This window comes from Paenibacillus sp. 22594 (assembly GCF_052044425.1).
Taxonomy (GTDB): Bacteria; Bacillota; Bacilli; order Paenibacillales; family Paenibacillaceae; genus Paenibacillus_AQ.
In genome coordinates this window covers 314383-331995 of record NZ_JBQENA010000007.1, presented here as the reverse complement: position 1 = coordinate 331995, position 17613 = coordinate 314383, and the positions used below count along the sequence as shown (strand labels likewise).

The window sequence follows — 17613 nt, the reverse complement described above, 5'->3', positions numbered from 1 at the left end:
CGGTGTATAAGGTATTAAGCCGGATGCTCAGTGCCATAGGGTGTTGATAGCAGAAAAGGAAGCGTGAACCGGACGGTGACACCCTGATCAGAGGAGATGACTTCCATAGAGCCTTCTTCCTTGAACAGGAGGCGCAGCCGCTCCTCAATGTTGCTGAGGCCGATACCCGGACGCTTGCGTTCCGTTTTTTTGATACGTGTTTGTTCCATACCTACTCCATTATCCTTAATCACTACAATGAGCTTGCCGGGCCCATCCCGGTACACCTTGATTTCAATTAAGCCGTTGCCCGGAAGCGGGCTGATCCCGTGAACAATGGCGTTTTCTACAAGCGGCTGCAGGCTGAGCTTGGGAACGAGCACGTACAGAATATCTTCATCATACTCACAGGTGACCTCGAATTTATGTCGGTACCGGACCTGCTGGATATGGACGTAGGCCTGAACCAGCTCGATTTCGTCTTTTAGATAGATCAGATCCTTATCAGTATTCAGACTGGCCTCCAGCAGTTTGCCGAGAGACAAAGTCATATGGGTAATATCCTCATTCTGCTCCCGGATGGCGATCCATTTAATCGTATTCAGCGTGTTCAGAAGGAAGTGGGGATTGGTCTGGGCAAGCAGCATTTGAAAATGGACCGCTTCTTTCTGCCGCTCCTCGGTCTTCAGCTTCTGAATCAATAGGTTGGTGTCATCCAGCATGGTGTTGAAAGTCCGGGTTAATTCGAGAATTTCACCGCTGAATTTATGCTCCGGCAGCCGGATTTTCAGACTTTTCTGCACAGCGGCCTTCATTTTGTTCTGCAGATGGGAGAGTGGGCGGGTAATTGTCGTCGAAATGATGAAGGTCATGATCAGAAAAATACTCATCAGCGCAAAAAAAGTGATAAAGTACTGCCTTTTCAACTCCTCGATCTCAACAAACAAGACAGACTGTGGAATGCGGTTCACAATATACCAGTCCAGGGATTCCACATAAATATAGTTGATCAGGGAATTAGAGCCTTTGTCGATAAAATACTGGTGCTCCGGGTGCTCAGCGATTCTGGCCTTGACCTCCTCCGGTAAAATGCTCTCCGGAACGGATTGAGAGATATCTTCTCCCGTATGGGTAATAAGGAAATACGACTGCTGAAGGTCGGATTGTTTGTGAATGGACCGCAGCCAATAGGTATAATCAATACTGATCCGGGCCATGCCATATGGCTGGTTCTGCGTATCCTCCAAATAAGCGTATAGAGACAGCAGGTAGGCACTGGTCGATACATCCCTCAGCACATAGTTGCTGTCATTGGAAACCCAATGATACGAGCTTGGATTCATCAGGCTTCGATCAAAACCGGCATTGCCGCGTAAATTCTTATAAATCAAAGAGTCTCTTGGCGGATAAGAAGTGTATACGCTTTCATTTAAATCCAGTATCATGAAATAGACTGAAGGGTTATAGAGAAAGAAGCTGTTATTCAGATTTTTGAAGATGTTCTCCATGCGTCTTTTATTCTCAAGCTCATTTTGCTGCTCGGGATGGGTAAGTATGGATTTGACCGTTTCGTCCTGCTGAAGAAATATTAAAGTTTTAAAAGCGATGCTGATCTGATCCTCCAGTGTACGGTACATCTGCTCCAGCTGATAGTGGCTTTGCTGGCTGATTTTCTTTTGAACCAGACTTTCAATGCGCTGGTAGTTGTATAAGTTCAGAGCGCAAAAGGGAAGCAGGATCAGAAAAACAAAGGCGGCAAACAGGCGGTACTTCAGCTTTTGCGGAATCAGAAAACGCATTAGTTTTGACACACGGCTGCGACCTCCAATACGTTGTGGATGTTGCTTAAAGTATATCATATTCAAATTTATACATACGAAATATCTAAAATTGCATGGTTTTGTTGCAAAAAAGCGTCGTCACCGTCTACAAAAACAAAGATTTGTTCTATCGGGTATCCGGTAAATAAAAAATGGCAGAGAGGACTAAGCCTCTCCACCCTATTTCCAGTATCTTTCTCCGGCTGCTTTATTTATTTTGCTTCAAAAACTCATTATGTCTGGTCACCATGGCGTTGATGGTCTGATCAATGGACTGTGAACCGAGGAAATATTTCTCGTATTCCTGGGAGCGCAGATCCATCACTTCCTGCGGCAGACTGCGCACATAAGTTGGGGTCTTGTCATCGAACATTACATACATCAGAGAATCGAGGTCATAGGTATCCCGATGCTCACCAAGGAGATTGTTCAGGGCATCGTCCTGATTAGCATCCTTGGAGGCGGGCAATCTTCCTCCGGCGGCCATGGGCGCCATCCCGCCATCCGAATACCATTTCAGAAATTCCCAGGCTGCTTCCTGATTTTTGGACTTGGCGTTAATGGAGATGTAGTCTCCGAGACCGCCGCGGGTCATATAACTGTCAGCGTTTTCTGCTAGCCTTGGGACCTGGGCAAAAGCGATCTTAAAGTCACGGGGGAAATCCGTGAAATTGTTCGAGCTGCGCAGCAGCCATGCCCCGATATTGAGCATAGGGACTTCTCCGCTCAGGAAAACCTGTTCAACCGGCATTTTAGAAGTCAATTGTTCGCCCAGAGGAGGGGTGGTCTTATCCTCCTGCATCATCGCATTCAGTGTTTCCAGCCATTTTTTGATGAGCGGATGGTCCAGATTGGATGTGCCGTCTGCTTTGGTATATCCTTCTTGTGACAGCACAGAGTCTATCGGATCAACATAGGGCTCCATATTTTGAATGAACCCGTAGTTGTTTCCAGTCTTAAGCTTCTTCGCATATACACGCAGCTCATCCCAGGTCCAGTTCTTGGGTACCGGCAAATGGGCAGCATCCAGGGCATCTTTGTTCAGTGCAATGAAGTATGAGCTTTTGGTCGTAGGAACACCGTAATATTTACCGTCGATCTTCCAGCTTTCCGCGTCTTTGCCCATTTTCTCATCAATGTTGTAATCCGTAAATCGGCTGAGGTCGAGGGACAGATTTGATTCTACGCGTTTGGCTGCATGGGAGATCGTATAGTTCACGAATAAATCTACATCCTGCCCGGTAATCATAGCCGTGTCGAGTTTGAGATTTCCGTCATCATCATTCACGAAGCGCACATACTCCACCTGAATATCGGGGTGTGCTTTGTTCCATGTATCGATGACCTCTTGCGGACCCGACTCCGGCGGCACCCCTCCCCACATTTTCAGGGTAACCGGTTTACCGGATGAGTTGCCAGCGCTTTCATTATTAGATGCAGATGAGTTGCTATTGTCGTTACCCGAACATCCCGCAAGCAGCCCCATGGCAAGAACAAGTGATGTAATCCCGTTGACCCAGCTCTTCTTTTTCAAAAGAAACAACCTCCCTTATGAACTTTATCTTCCCGCTCTTCAAGAATAGCAGAATGGAAAAAGGCTCAGAAGTAACAAAATAACGGAGTATATGGAACATAACTTTACAATTTCGAACGGGTTTTTAGGTGCTTTTGTGTGAAATTGTTCTATTTCATCCATTCGGTATGAACCCTGCCCTAATTATGATATATTTAATATTGAAAATTTAGCTCTTTACAGTTCTGAAGAAGGAGTACCCCATGACCCAATTTGTCTATAAGCAAATTATTGACGACCTCAAAATGAAGATTTTTGCGGGACAGTTTGCCGATATGAGACTACCGGATGAGCGCAGTCTTAGCGAAACCTATCAGGTAAGCCGCAGTTCCATCAAACGCGCACTGATGAAGATGGAGAACTCGGGAATTATTTTCAAAAAACGGGGTTCAGGCACCTTTATCAACCCGTTATACATAAAAAATGAATCGATCTTTAATTACGAGGGCTCCAATCTGGGGGTCACCGACAACTTTCAGATGCATGGCAAAAAACCTAAGGTGAAAGTACTGGATTTCGAGGTGATCCGGCCTACGGAAGAGCTGCAGCGCGATTTGTTCTTGCAGCCCCATGATTTTGTATACAAAATCGTGCGCCTTCGCTTATTCGATGACGAGCCGTTCATGATTGAGACGGGCTACATTCCGATCAAAATTGTCCAGAATCTGGACCAGACGATTATCGAAGGATCGATCTTTCATTACCTGGAGGAGTCGCGGAATCTGGCGGTAACCAAGTCGTTTTTGTCTATTTTTGCTGAGCCTTCGGGCGCTAATGACCAAGAACTGCTCCATCTGCAGGAGAATGAGCCTGTGGGGATTATGGAGGGGATTTTCTTCCTGGATAATGGCACTCCCTTCGAGTTCTCTCATATGCGGTTCCACTACAAATATCTAAAATTCAACACGTTTGTATCTGTTCAATAACGTTCTTATGATCAGGCCGGGGAATATTCCCTGGTCTTTTTTTGTATTTTTAGGCATGCATGCAATGATACAAATAGTTACATATTTATAAAAATAAAGATTTTTTTGTAAGTGATTTGCTCTGTTATTCATACTATGTTCAAAATTTCACAAAATTGGACCGTATCAATTGTTAAAATGATTGAATTTTATCTACGCGGCGGTATGATGTAATTGTAGAAATAATTATGTTCAGGAAATAGAAAAACAGAATGGGAGTGGATTGAAATGGGATTGTCAACTTTACCCGTGGATTATTCATCTAAAACGTACTTAGCAAAGCTCGATGCCTACTGGCGTGCAACCAACTATATATCGGTAGGACAGCTATATTTGAAGGATAACCCGTTGTTAAGAGAACCTTTGAAGGATGCAGATGTCAAAGTTAAGCCTATCGGACACTGGGGTACGATCCCCGGCCAGAACTTTATTTATGCGCATCTGAACCGTGTCATTACCAAATATGATTTGAATATGTTCTACGTTGAGGGTCCAGGCCATGGCGGCCAGGTTATGGTATCCAACTCTTATCTGGATGGAAGCTACACAGAGATCTACCCAAAAATTACACAGGATATTCCTGGACTAAAAAAATTGTTCAAACAGTTCTCGTTCCCTGGCGGTGTGGCTTCACATGCGGCTCCTGAAACTCCAGGATCGATTCATGAAGGCGGAGAACTTGGTTACTCCCTGTCCCACAGCGTGGGTGCCATTCTGGATTACCCGGATCTGATCTCTGCAGTGGTTGTAGGCGATGGTGAGGCTGAAACCGGACCACTGGCTGCTTCCTGGCTCTCCAACCGGTTCATCAATCCGATTACAGATGGTGCGGTCCTGCCGATTCTACACTTGAACGGCTTCAAGATCAGTAACCCAACCATTCTGTCCCGTATGTCCAAAGAGGAGTTAACCAATTATTTTGCAGGCATGGGCTGGGAACCGTTCTTTGTAGAAGGTGAAAATCCAGATCTGATGCATCCGGAAATGGCGAAGGTTCTGGATACTATTATTGAGAAGATTGAAGCGATTCAAAAGAATGCACGTGAGAACAATGACACCACCCGTCCTGTATGGCCGATGCTTGTGTTCCGTACTCCTAAAGGCTGGACCGGTCCTAAAGAATGGGATAAAGTGCCGAACGAAGGTTCTTTCCGTGCCCACCAGGTTCCGATTCCAGTGGATCAAAAGAACATGAAGCATGCTCCGGCATTGCTTGAATGGCTGAACAGCTATAGACCTGAAGAATTGTTCGACGAAAATGGCCGTTTGAACGCGGACCTCGCTGAAATCCTGCCTACTGGCGACAGACGTATGGGGATGAACCCTGTAACTAACGCCGGCAAACTGATCAAAGACCTGCACAAGCCGAATTTCCGCAACTATACGCTGGATAATTCCGTTCCGGGTCAAGTGATTGCACAAGATATGGCCGTACTGGGCAAATATCTGAAGGAAGTGGTTACACTCAATGAAGAGAACCGCAACTTCAGAATTTTTGGACCGGATGAAACCATGTCGAACCGCCTGGGTCCTGTATTCGAAGTGACCAAACGCCAATGGATGGATTCCATCAAAGAACCGCAAGATGAATTCCTGGCGCCATATGGCCGTGTAATCGATTCGCAGTTGTCCGAGCATCAGGCAGAAGGATTCCTGGAAGGTTACGTATTAACTGGACGTCACGGATTCTTCGCAAGCTATGAAGCTTTCCTGCGTGTAGTAGACTCGATGATCACCCAGCACTTCAAATGGCTGCGCAAAGCGACAGATCAAAGCTGGCGTACAGATATTCCGTCCTTAAATGTCATTGCAACCTCAACAGTGTTCCAGCAGGACCATAATGGTTACACTCACCAGGATCCAGGATTGCTCGGTCACTTGGCAGACAAGAAACCGGAATTTATCCGTGAATATTTGCCGGCTGATGCCAACTCCTTGCTGGCTGTTTTTGACACCATCTTGAATGACCGTCAGAAGATCAACCTGATTGTGTCGTCCAAACATCCGCGTCCGCAATGGTTCTCGGCTGATGAGGCGCAGGAATTGGTGGATAAAGGACTCAAAATCATTGACTGGGCAAGCACGGACAAGGGTGGAGAGCCAGATGTGGTTATTGCTTCGTCCGGTACAGAGCCTACTATGGAGAGCTTGGCTGCCATCTCCATCCTGCATGAGAAATTGCCTGATCTGAAAATCCGCTATATCAACGTAGTGGATCTGCTGAAGCTGAGAAGTCAGAAGCTGGACCCTCGTGGTTTATCTGACGCTGAGTTTGATCAATTTTTCACAAAAGACAAACCGGTCATTTTCGCATTCCATGGCTATGAAGGTCTGATCAAAGATCTGTTCTTCGACCGCCATAACCATAACCTGCATGTACATGGCTACCGGGAAAACGGCGACATTACCACACCATTTGATATGCGCGTACTGAATCAGATGGACCGTTTCGACCTGACGAAGGAAGCTGTACTGAGCTTGCCGAATGCTGGTAAATATCAGGCTATCGCGGACGAAATGGATGCTATGGTCAAGAAGCATAACCAATATATCCGTGAAGAAGGTATCGACCTGCCGGAAGTAGAGAACTGGGTATGGAAGGCTTTGAACTAAAAGCATAAGTACTGATATAGGGGATGTCCTGAAGGTCATGAAAATGGCTGAGGGGCATCCCTTTTTGTGATGTGGATTGCTGTTCAAAATCAGCTTTTGAATTTCGACTTCCCATGTTCCAATAGGGGTGAGCCCTCTTCAAGCTTCGGCTTGCTCTCGGCCATGCCAGTGCTGCCGCTATTCATCTCTGTGAGGTGCTTCCAGTACCGCTTGGGCATCAGCGAGGAGCGCAGGCTGTCGTTCTTGCGCTCACGGATGCCGATGGCGTTGTAGAATCCTTGCCACAGGCGGCGGTATTCTTCCTCAGCTGCATCCGGTGCAGGCGGTACCCATTCATCGAGCGGAATAATGGCTTGCTGTCCAGGCTGGTGGATAAGGGCCATGCGGTGGGTTTTGTCGTAGATCATGAAGCTCTCGCCGTGGAACCGGTCACAGAAATGATCCTGAATAACGGGCAGCACGAAGCCTTTGGGCTCAATGACCGCCGCCATAACCGGGCCGTATACGGAAAAACGCACAAACCCCAGATACAGGTGAGCTTCCCGCTGGAGCTGCTGAACCGCCTTCTGCAGGGCGTTCACCGTATCATCAGCAAGCATGTCCATTACCTTGCGGCCATGGGTGAAGCCCAGGTACAGAAAATTCAGCAGCAGCATCTCCTTCTCCGGCGCGCATGACCAAAAGCCAAGACGAACCCACTCCTCTGCCTCGGTGCAGATGCGGAGCGGGATCGACTTTAGCACCCGTTCTGCTCTGCTGCTGTCTGTGTCAATCCATTTCGATTCCAGCAGCAGGCCTTGTTCTTCTTCATCCGAATGTATAGCGAGCGGGGTTTCCTTCCATTGATAGCTCTCGAACACACAGCATAGCAGGCCTTCAAAGCTGCCGTCGTAGGTATAGGCCAAAGCGGCTGCCTTAAACATCAGGGCCATTCCCCTCCCTTAGGCACTGTCGCTCCTGCTGTCGGGGCTGCAGCTCCCGCTGCCGGTAAGGCTGCCAGATAGGAATCGTCGAACAGAGTGAGCTGTTCGTACTGTGGCGGCTCGATCCTGGCAAGCTCCTGGCCGGACATGAGTGAGCGGAGCAGGGTATGCTCGCCCACCTTTAACCCCTCCAGCATTTTTCCCTTACAGGTTATGAAAAATTGTGCACGTTTAAGAACCACACCAAGCTTCTTCAGGGCTGTAAAGTCCAGGGTTCCGGCCCGTCGTGCCTTAACAATCCGCTGAGCACTCCTTACCCCGATCCCCGGCACCCGCAGCAGCTGCTCATACGGGGCACGGTTGATTTCAACCGGGAACTCTTCCCGGTGATTCACCGCCCAGCTGCATTTTGGATCCAGCAGCGGATTGAAGTTGGGTACCGCTTCATCCAGCAATTCATGGGCCTGAAAGCCATAGAAACGCAGCAGCCAGTCGGCCTGGTAGAGGCGGTGCTCCCGCAGCAGCGGCGGTTTGGTATCTAGAGCCGGCAGAAGTGAATGTTCTACTACAGGGGTATAGGCAGAGAAAAAAACGCGCTTCAAGGCGTATTTCCGGTACAACCCTTCGGTGAGGGTTAGAATACGGAGATCGGTATCGGGCGTAGCTCCGATAATCATCTGGGTGCTCTGTCCGGCGGGAGCAAAGCGGGGGGCATGGTTATATTTGACGAGATCGGAGCGGTTCTCGTTAATCTTTTCTTTGATCAGGGACATAGGCTTCAGAATGGAGGCTTTGCTTTTGTCTGGGGCCAGCAGGCCGAGGCTTTCCTGGGAGGGCAGCTCGATATTTACGCTCATGCGGTCGGCCAGCAGACCAAGTCTGGACAGCAGCACCTCGTCTGCGCCGGGAATGGCCTTTACATGGATATATCCTCTGAACTGGTAGGTGTTTCTTAACAGATCAAGAGCAGCAATCATTTGCTCGGTTGTATAATCGGGACTTCTCATAATACCGGAGCTGAGAAACAGACCCTCTATATAATTGCGGCGGTAGAACTGCATCGTCAGGTCTGCGAGCTCCTCCGGCGAGAGTGCGGCCCGGGGTGTGGGGTTCGATTTACGGTTCACACAGTATGCACAGTCATATACGCATCCGTTGGTCATCAGCACCTTAAGCAGTGAAATGCAGCGGCCATCTGCTGCGAAGCTGTGGCAGATGCCCATGCTGACGGCATTGCCCATGCCACCGGGCTGGCCTTTACGATCGGAGCCGCTGGAGGTGCAGGCTACATCATATTTGGCTGAAGCCGTTAAAATTTCAAGTTTCTTCATCATATCCACACAGAATCCCCCTCGTACAGGAAATTATATAACGAACACATGTTCTTGTCAAAATCAGACGGGCACAGCACTTTATTGGACTGGGATTTTGACTAGCAATGTACAAAAGATTGCCTTATGTATATAATAATAGGAACATAAGTTCCTATATTGGTTGTAGAATGGAAATTAATAACTCCCTACATTATAGGCATTAGAAATACAAGGGAGGCATTAAAAGTGAGTGCAATAGAATACTATCGTCATGAGCTCTACCGGATTGCTTGGCGTATGCAGTATCGTGCCAAGAGGGATTTTAAGCGTGAAGTCCCTCTCGCATCCAGCCCAGAGCCCCGTACTCCTTCATTTTCCGAACAAGCTGATAACAGGTTATTAGTGCAGCACTATTTAAATGGATTAACGTCAGAAGTAGGAAAGAAGGTTATTTGCGCAATCTATCTAGGAGATCAAACAGAAGCTGAGGTCGCCCGGCAATTGAACATATCTCAACAGGCGGTGAACAAATGGAGGAAGAAAATGATTCAGGAATTAAGTCGGAAGATGAATTCTTAGGTTTGCTTGAACGCCTTCAGAAGCATAATGATGAATCGGCTACACTGGCGTTATTGAAATTTTTTGAAAAAGATATGGTCCGGTTAACCCGTGTGCTGCGGATGCCCAAAGAAGATGCCATACAGAGCATGAAGGTTGAGCTCCTGGAGTGTTTTAAAAGAAAAATGGATAAGAGTCAGTAGGGAGCAGCTGCTGTCCGGCAGTGCTCTCCAGGCAGAAATGTATGCGCATTCCTTCTTGTGTTATAATAGCAACTAATAGCTTGATTACTAGAGTGGGAGTGTTGAGGGGATGAGAGGGTATAATATTTGGCGTCCATTGATGCTGATCTTGGTTGCGCTGCTTACTAGAACATTAGTGAACAGCGTGTGCCTCATGTTCGGCATGTCGGCTAATTCAGCAAGCAGTGTCGCCATGATCGGCATGATCATTGCCGCGCTGGTGATGTATAACCGGATGATGAAGCAGCGCCGGAAATAAATATAAGGTAGACATTTAGCATCCTGGAGTCTGACCGATACTATCTGTGGGTGGCTGTAGTCAAACTGCGGGAAGAAACAGTATTGCACTGACTAACTGTGACCCACAAGAAAGACACTTTGAAAAAAGGTGACCTTCTTGTGGGTCTTTTGTGTTTTAATCAGAATATTGGAAAAGGAGCGGATATGGCTGTAATTAATTTTGAGAAAATTGTGGTGTAAGTGCTTGCAGAAAGAAATCTAATGTGGTAAGTTTTAGTTGTCACTTATAAATCTAAACGTTTAAACGGCTAATGGACTTTGGTTCGGATGCTTAGACAGGAGAATTCTATGAGGAAAACCAGCATTAAAGACATAGCTCTCAAGGCCAATGTTTCAATTGCTACCGTCTCCTATGTACTTAACGGCACCCGTAATGTCCGTCCTGAAACGCATAAGCGGGTGACAGAAGCCATAGAAGAGCTGAACTACAAACCGAACGATATTGCAAAGAGCCTCAAACGCAACCGCACGAATACGATTGGTGTAATCGCAGAAGATGTGACCGTATTCAATGCACCCGATATTATCGACGGTATCAATGACTTCGGGGACCGGCACGACCTGCATATATTGCTTGTCAACCTCCGACTGGATAAGCGGATTGGCCGCAATTTCGGCGATACGGAAGCTTACCGCAAATATGCTGCCAACGCCGTGTCCGAGCTGCTCAGCAAGCAAGTGGATGGAATCATTTATATCGGTGTACATACCCGTGATTTGACCGGCCTTATCGATGCCGAAGGCATACCCATTGTATATACTTACGGTTATACACAGAACGATATATCGATCCAATATAATGATGAGCAGGCTTCCTATGAAGCGATGTCGTATCTGGTCCGTAAAGGACACAGCCGAATCGCGATTATCAGTGGTCTGATGGATTCCATTCCATCCAGACAGCGGCTGAACGGCTACTACAGAGCGGTTACCGATTTCGAGCTGCCCTTTGATCCTTTGCTGATCAAGATGGGGGATTGGGAACGGGAATCCGGTTATCGCTTGACAGCCGAACTGCTTGCGCTGCCGGAGCCCCCAACGGCTATCCTGTCGATGAACGATGTGATGGTTGTCGGTGTACTGCAGGCGGCGGATGAGTGCGGAGTCAGTATTCCGGGAGAGTTGTCGGTAATCGGCTTTGATAACCGGGAATTCAGTGATTACCTGAGGCCGCGCATAACAACGATGGGATTGCCGCTGCATGAGATGGGATATCAGGCCATTGAAGCGCTCTATCATTTAATTAACGGAAACAAGGTACAGACGCTCGTAATGCCGGAATGCCGTTTGATCGAGCGCGATTCGGTCGGAGTATGGCACAGTGATGTGGAACAGAAACAGGAGTGATGTTTCACATCACTTATTTTCCCGCTAATTTAAACGTTTAACTTAGCGGCAGGATGTGAAAGAGGTGATGGCTGATGACTATACTGAGCAATGAGAAATACAGAATCGAACTTAGTGGGCGCGGAGCCATGGAGGCTCTCGTCATGCGGAACGATCCCCATGAGATGAATTGGGTGATAGACCCCGGCTATTTGCAGCAGGCCGGATATAAAGATGACGATGATAAGCTGTTCGGAGAATGGACGATGCGGCTGAACGGGAAAAACTTGCGCAGCGCTGACCTCACTCCGAAAATTATACAAGAGGGCCCATGCCGTGCAACTGTAGAATTTACTGTCTCCCCAGTTGTGGTCACGTTGGTGTATACTTTGGAAGGCGAAAAGTTGCGGTGGGCGGTCAAATTGTCGAATCCTTCGGACAAGCCTGCCAACATCAACGGGCTGCATGTCTGGTTTTCACTGGCTTATGTAATGTACCGTGACGAGAATGTGATCCGCAATATGCGGGAATCCTGCGCTGTGTTCACTCATCTTGGCGGAGATTTCGCCAAATTCGCCGCCGTCCGGCGCAGCAATGAAGGGCCACATCTGGGTGTATACAGCTTGGAAGGCAGAACGGTGGCGACAGGTTCCTATTGCCGGTATAGCAACCGCTTTCTTGAGCAGATTTCGCCTTCGCTGGACGGCCTGCTCTACCATCGGTTGTCACTGGTCGAAGACGGGGCTTCAATGAGTGAATCGGCAGCGGCTGATTGGATTTATGGTAGCGCTTACCAAACATTGAAGCTTGAACCAGAACAGACGAAAGTGTGGGAATATGTCTTTCTTCCGTTCCAGGATATGGACGAATTTTACCGCCGGGGCGAAGTCCTTGGGCATCCGCGCTGGAGCTATACACCTGTGCTGCCGAGGGACGGGGTATTCCAGGCTTCGCTGAGCCTGCCGGATGGCCAGGCTTTGCGCGAACTGCGCCTATACAGTGCGCCTGGAGGCTCTGATGCCATCCGCGAGGAGGATGTTACGGCGCAGGCGCTGCCCCTGACCGGGTCCGGGCAGAACGGCGGAGGCAGCGGGTATACATTGTCTCTTCACCGGAGCGAGCCGGGAGAGCACAAGCTGGAGCTGAGGCTTGAGGATGGACGTCGCGATGTCCTGGTCTGGAACGTGCTGGAGCCGGTCGGCACCCTGCTCAAGAGGCGGGCGGAGTGGCTGGCCGCGAGGAGCTATGAGGGCGCAGAGGCGGCGGAACGGCCCCATGCCTTCCGGCCGCTGTCTAATCAGGGGGAATCGCTAGGTAAGCTGGCGTTTCTGCTGATGAACAACAGGATGACCACTCCCGTGCCGGAGCAGGTAGCCAAGGCTGAGGCTGCTGCGGTGCTGGATATGAAGTCACATTGGTTCGTAGACGGTGATTTTTCCCGGCCGCGTCCTTTATACGGAGACTTCTACCGCATCTACGACTTCGATTACATCGGCCACGTCTTCTATCTGCTGTCGCGGATGGATGGCGGGCTGCTGAAGCTGAATCCGCCCCGGGTATATCTGGAGTGGGCTGCGGAAGTCATGTGCATGCGGCTGGACCCGGATTGCCATCCCGGACAGCGGGAGAAGGACGAGTCAAGCCTGAACGGCGTTTTTATTCTCTACATACAGGAGCTGCTGAAGGATCTGGAGGGTGAGGGATTGTTCGAATGGCACGAGCGGCTGCTGAAGCTATGGGAGCGATTTGGCCGCAGCATGGAGATCGGCGTGCAGCAATACGGCGGGGCGGTTACAGAGCATTTCTACGATAACGCTGGCTTCGGCCCAACCTGTGAAACCCTGTGCCGTCTTGGCATTCCCGGCGAAGCAGCGCGTTACGGACAGCTTATTCTGGCTAACATCGGATTCAGCAATGATTACCGGCTGCAAAATCCGGATCGCTGGTGGGAAGCGTTGTCTCCCATGATCCACTCCTTATGGGGCGGACTTGTGGCCGCGTCGGCGTTGGTTGCTTATGAGCATTTGGGCGACCCTGAATATCTGGAAGCGGCTTACCGCTCCACGATGGCGGTGTTCAACTGCTATGACTGGAACGTACGCTCCACACCGCGCCGTCTGGAGCCCGGCGAAGCGGCTTCGACCTACAGCGTGGCTGCTCCCAACCTGAATATGCCGGAGCTTTCACGGAACCGGTTCGGACAATCGGTGTTCGTGGGCGCAAGCGATCCACTGTTCGCCTCTCTGTTCTCCGGTGTGTCCGGGGATGATTGGGATATGGGTGAGGAACTGGTCGCCTATCTGCTCGGCTTCGGGACGACGGCTTACCTGTACCGGGACAGCGGCGGTCAGATGCGTTGCGTCAACGGGTTCCTTACCGAAGAGGAGGACGGCTGGATTGTGACAAGCTATGCCGCATATCCGTCAAGAGTTCTGCTGCTTGAAGATAAGCTGGAATTCCGCGCTCCTCAAGGTACGCTGCAGCCCAGAGTCCGCCTGCGGGACGGACGGTTCAGTGCCTGCCTGTAAATTACTCTGCTGATCCCGCCGCCGCTATGGGCCGGGGGAACATCCGGTTATGCAAGTTTATGTAGCTTTTAAGTTAAACGATTAAACTCGTTTGACTTGAAATAAATAGCTTTGACATAAGGGAGGAAACAAACATGAAGTTTGGCAAACGCAATCTGGTTCTGTCTCTTGCACTAACGATGGCGTTCTCCGCGCTGGCGGGCTGTTCGGGCAATTCGAACAACTCAGGCAATGCCAAAAATGCGGCAACAGAGGCACCGAAGGCATCGGAAGCGGCGGCGGACAATAAGGATGCGTCCGCGAAGGACGTTACCCTGGAACTGTTGTATTGGGGGGATGATGTGCAGAAGAAGCTGGTTGAAGCAGCCGCAGAGAAATATACGGCCGATACCGGAGTCAAAATCAACGCGCAGGTACTGCCGGCAGACGGCACCTTCGACACCTTTATCCAGACCCGGCTGCAATCCGGCGAGCTGCCGGACATCAGCTACATGGGTGAAGGCGACATTCAAAAGTACAATGAAATGGGCATTCTGGCGGATATCTCCGATCTGCTGAAAGACGGAAGTATCCCCGAGAAGCTACCGGCAATTACCATCCATTCCCCCGAACAAAAGGTAATCGGTGTGGGACTCTCCAACCAAATGGAGCTGCTGTTCTACAGCAAATCGAAATTTGACGAAGCCGGTGTTTCTTATCCTCCTACCAAAGTAGAAGACGCCTGGGATTGGGATACTTTTGTAGCCAACGCTAAGAAGCTTACCAAGGATTCGAAGGGCAAGACGGCTGCAGATGCCGGGTTCGATGCTTCACTTACCGAGAATTATGGTCTGGGCTTTACTGCCGGCCGCGAATTCCACCATTTCTGGGCAGCCAATGCGAACGGCGGCGGTATTGTATCACCGGACGGTAAGGAGTTCCAATGGGATTCACCGAAGAGCGCAGAGGGCATTCAAAAGCTGGCTGATCTGGTCAACAAGGATAAGGTAGCTTCTCCATTCACCTACACTTGGAGCACAGGAATTGGTTCCGCTGTAGACGCGCTCAGTGGCGGATATGCTATGGCGATCAGCGGTTCCTGGGATTTAGCCAACATCAAAGGCAACGAGGACATCGGGGTTGGCGTGCTGCCGAAAATGGAGAAGGCAGTAACAATGAACGCTGGCGCTCCGCTGGTTGTGTACAATACCTCCAAACATATCGAAGAAGCCAAAAAATTCTACGCCTACATGGTTAACCCTGAGAACAGTCTGGAGCTGCTGAAGAGCGGTGCATGGCTGCCGAATCAGGCAGACTGGTATACGGATCCTGCCCTGGTGGACAAGTGGACCGGCGATCTTCCGGAAAGTGCCAAAGAAACAATTCTCAGCTACTCCACCACTAAGGATGCCATCGTGCAATGGCCTGCTTATTATGTTCCGGCTTACCTGAAGATGAATACGGAGTATGAGAAATCAATCGACCAGGCGTTGTCCGGCAAGAAGAGCGTTAAGGAAATTTATGATTCGATCATGCCGGCGATTAAGAAGCTGTGGGAAAGCGGTAAAGTGTCCTAGAACTGACATCACTAATCCAAAAGTATAAAGCTTTTATTTGAAAAGAGGGCTGTGCTTATGAACCCAGAGAGCAAAACCGGTGTGGCACCCGTCTATGTCAAGAAACACGCCAAAGGCGCCACCAAGGAGGCGGTTGCCGGATATTTATTTGCAGCGCCCGCCATTATCGGATTTTTGGTGCTGACGCTCTACCCGATGCTGGCCAGCTTATTTTACAGTTTTCATAAAATTACAATTTTGAGCGGAAGTCAGGTAATGGACTGGATCGGGCTGGATAACTACAGATATATATTCAACAATCCCAGCTCCGAGTTCAAAAAATCGATAACGGTAACCTTGATATACGCTTTCGTCAATGTGGCGCTTGTGATCTTCTTTTGCCTGATCGTTGCACTGTTGCTGAACCGCAAGTTTATCGGCAGAAATATGCTGCGGGCCATCTTCTTTCTGCCGTCCGTGGTGCCGATGCTGGCGACTACGATTGTGTGGCAAATGCTGCTGCAAAATCAGGCCAAAGGCGGACTTGTCAACTGGCTTTTGCTGCAGTTGGGAATAGCGCCCGTAGAATTTCTGACGGACCCGATCCGGATTTTCGAGACCTTGTTCATCATGAGCTTGTGGACCTGCGGCGGGACGATTGTTGTCTTCATCGCCACATTGCAGGATGTCCCCGGCGAACTGCTGGAGGCCATTGAAATGGATGGCGGCAATGCGTGGCACAAGTTCCTGAAGGTGACTTACCCGACGATCAAGCCGGTGCTTTTCTTCCAGTTGATCATGTGCATGATGACTTCCATCCAGATTTATACCCAGAGCGTGGTGCTGTCGAGAAACGGCGCGCCTGACCGGATGACCTATTTCATCAACGTTATGATCTATGATCACTCCTTTGTCCAAGTGGGCATGCGCGGGCTGGCGTCCGCAGAGGCCTGGATCGTTTTCCTGATTACGATGGTTATTACCGGCGTATTATTCTACTTTCAGGGCTCGTTTAAACGGGACGATTCCATGGGCAAAAGAAAGAGGGTGAGATTATGACGGCATCGGCAACGATGAAATATTCCAGCATCAAGCGGGCAAAAAGCAGAAGCAAAGCCATTCATATGGCGCTCATTACGCTGTCCTGCCTGCTCGGGGTGATCTTCGCTTTCCCGCTGTACTGGCTGTTGCGCGGCGCTTTCGTCAGCCATTCGGAGATCTTGGCGCGTCCGCCCGTGTTCTTCCCGGAGCAGCTGAATGCGGATAACTTCAAGCTGGGGCTGGAGCGCATTCAGTTCTGGCGGCAGCTTTGGAACTCGGTGTCCATTGTCGTTCCTTATGTGATCGGCACCGTGCTTACGACAAGCTTTGCCGGCTATGCCTTCGCCAAGCTGAAGTTCCCGCTGCGCGGGATGTGGTTCGTGCTCGTCATTAGCAGCATGATGCTGCCGAGTGCGGTAACCCTGCTGCCGCAATTCTCGCTGTACACTTCGCTTGGACTGGCTGGCAAGCCAGCGCTGATCATTCCCGCCTTTTTTTGCGCGGGCGGCAATGCTTACTTTGTCTTTCTGTTACGGCAATTCTTCATGACCATTCCAGGTGAATTAAGCGAGGCGGCCAAGATTGACGGCGCGGGCCATTTCCGCATCTATTCCCGCATTATGCTGCCGCTGATTCGCCCGGCGATGATTGTTGTTGCACTGTTCAGCTTCATCAACTGCTGGAATGAATTTTTCTACACGATGATTTATTTAAAGACGGAAGCTGACTATACCCTGCCGATGGGTCTCTACATCGTCAACGGGATGCGGATTCCGAACTATGAACAGGTTATGGCGCTTGCGCTGGTCGTTACGGCTCCCTGCCTGGTGTTTTTCCTGATCGGCAACAAATATTTTGTGGAAGGTATTACGTTGACGGGGATTAAAGGTTAGAGAG

Annotated in this window: 13 protein-coding genes; 9 read left to right on the top strand and 4 right to left on the bottom strand. The window is 49.6% G+C overall.

All coding sequences use genetic code 11. From position 1 onward, the window contains the following. Positions 1 to 14: 14 nt before the first annotated feature. Both ACTJKB_RS22490 and ACTJKB_RS22485 read right to left on the bottom strand, forming a co-directional pair. Complete coding sequence (locus ACTJKB_RS22490) at positions 15 to 1790, bottom strand: sensor histidine kinase (protein ID WP_440836593.1); 1776 nt, start codon at positions 1788 to 1790, stop codon at positions 15 to 17. A gap of 217 nt (positions 1791 to 2007) precedes the next feature. Beyond that, entirely contained in the window at positions 2008 to 3333 is a 1326-nt protein-coding gene (locus tag ACTJKB_RS22485; protein WP_440836592.1) for an ABC transporter substrate-binding protein, read from the bottom strand. A gap of 242 nt (positions 3334 to 3575) precedes the next feature. Here ACTJKB_RS22485 and ACTJKB_RS22480 point away from each other — a divergent pair, with 242 nt between their 5' ends. Both ACTJKB_RS22480 and ACTJKB_RS22475 read left to right on the top strand, forming a co-directional pair. Then, positions 3576 to 4298, top strand: coding sequence for a GntR family transcriptional regulator (locus ACTJKB_RS22480; RefSeq protein WP_074088763.1), 723 nt, complete (start codon positions 3576 to 3578; stop codon positions 4296 to 4298). 267 nt (positions 4299 to 4565) lie between these two features. Then, entirely contained in the window at positions 4566 to 6950 is a 2385-nt protein-coding gene (locus tag ACTJKB_RS22475; RefSeq protein ID WP_440836591.1) for a phosphoketolase family protein, read from the top strand. A gap of 89 nt (positions 6951 to 7039) precedes the next feature. On the opposite strand, the gene ACTJKB_RS22470 is transcribed toward ACTJKB_RS22475, so the two are convergent. Together ACTJKB_RS22470 and ACTJKB_RS22465 are read right to left on the bottom strand one after the other, a co-directional pair. Further along, entirely contained in the window at positions 7040 to 7873 is an 834-nt protein-coding gene (locus tag ACTJKB_RS22470; RefSeq protein ID WP_440836590.1) for a TIGR03915 family putative DNA repair protein, read from the bottom strand. After that, a complete protein-coding gene (locus ACTJKB_RS22465) occupies positions 7873 to 9207 on the bottom strand; it encodes a putative DNA modification/repair radical SAM protein (protein ID WP_440836589.1) in 1335 nt (444 codons plus the stop codon). The genes ACTJKB_RS22470 and ACTJKB_RS22465 overlap by 1 nt, the downstream gene beginning before the upstream one ends. Before the next feature lie 509 nt (positions 9208 to 9716). Between ACTJKB_RS22465 and ACTJKB_RS22460 the strand changes: the two genes are divergently transcribed. The 7 genes from ACTJKB_RS22460 (at position 9717) to ACTJKB_RS22430 (ending at position 17609) form a co-directional block, all read left to right on the top strand. Continuing rightward, positions 9717 to 9947, top strand: coding sequence for a hypothetical protein (locus tag ACTJKB_RS22460; protein ID WP_440836588.1), 231 nt, complete (start codon positions 9717 to 9719; stop codon positions 9945 to 9947). 109 nt (positions 9948 to 10056) lie between these two features. Then, the gene (locus tag ACTJKB_RS22455; protein ID WP_074088769.1) at positions 10057 to 10245 is read left to right on the top strand and encodes a hypothetical protein; all 189 of its coding nucleotides are present in this window, start codon (positions 10057 to 10059) and stop codon (positions 10243 to 10245) included. A 329-nt stretch (positions 10246 to 10574) separates the two neighbouring features. Continuing rightward, a complete protein-coding gene (locus tag ACTJKB_RS22450) occupies positions 10575 to 11633 on the top strand; it encodes a LacI family DNA-binding transcriptional regulator (RefSeq protein ID WP_440836587.1) in 1059 nt (352 codons plus the stop codon). Between the two features lie 74 nt (positions 11634 to 11707). Then, positions 11708 to 14140, top strand: coding sequence for a hypothetical protein (locus tag ACTJKB_RS22445; protein WP_440836586.1), 2433 nt, complete (start codon positions 11708 to 11710; stop codon positions 14138 to 14140). Between the two features lie 134 nt (positions 14141 to 14274). After that, the gene (locus ACTJKB_RS22440) at positions 14275 to 15696 is read left to right on the top strand and encodes an extracellular solute-binding protein (protein ID WP_440836585.1); all 1422 of its coding nucleotides are present in this window, start codon (positions 14275 to 14277) and stop codon (positions 15694 to 15696) included. Positions 15697 to 15753: 57 nt separating this feature from the next. Next, a complete protein-coding gene (locus ACTJKB_RS22435; RefSeq protein WP_074110648.1) occupies positions 15754 to 16734 on the top strand; it encodes a carbohydrate ABC transporter permease in 981 nt (326 codons plus the stop codon). Beyond that, positions 16731 to 17609 carry a carbohydrate ABC transporter permease gene (locus tag ACTJKB_RS22430; protein WP_440836584.1) on the top strand — a complete coding sequence of 293 codons (879 nt, stop codon included), beginning with the start codon at positions 16731 to 16733 and terminating at the stop codon, positions 17607 to 17609. Before ACTJKB_RS22435 ends, ACTJKB_RS22430 begins: the two co-directional genes overlap by 4 nt. Positions 17610 to 17613 lie beyond the last annotated feature (4 nt).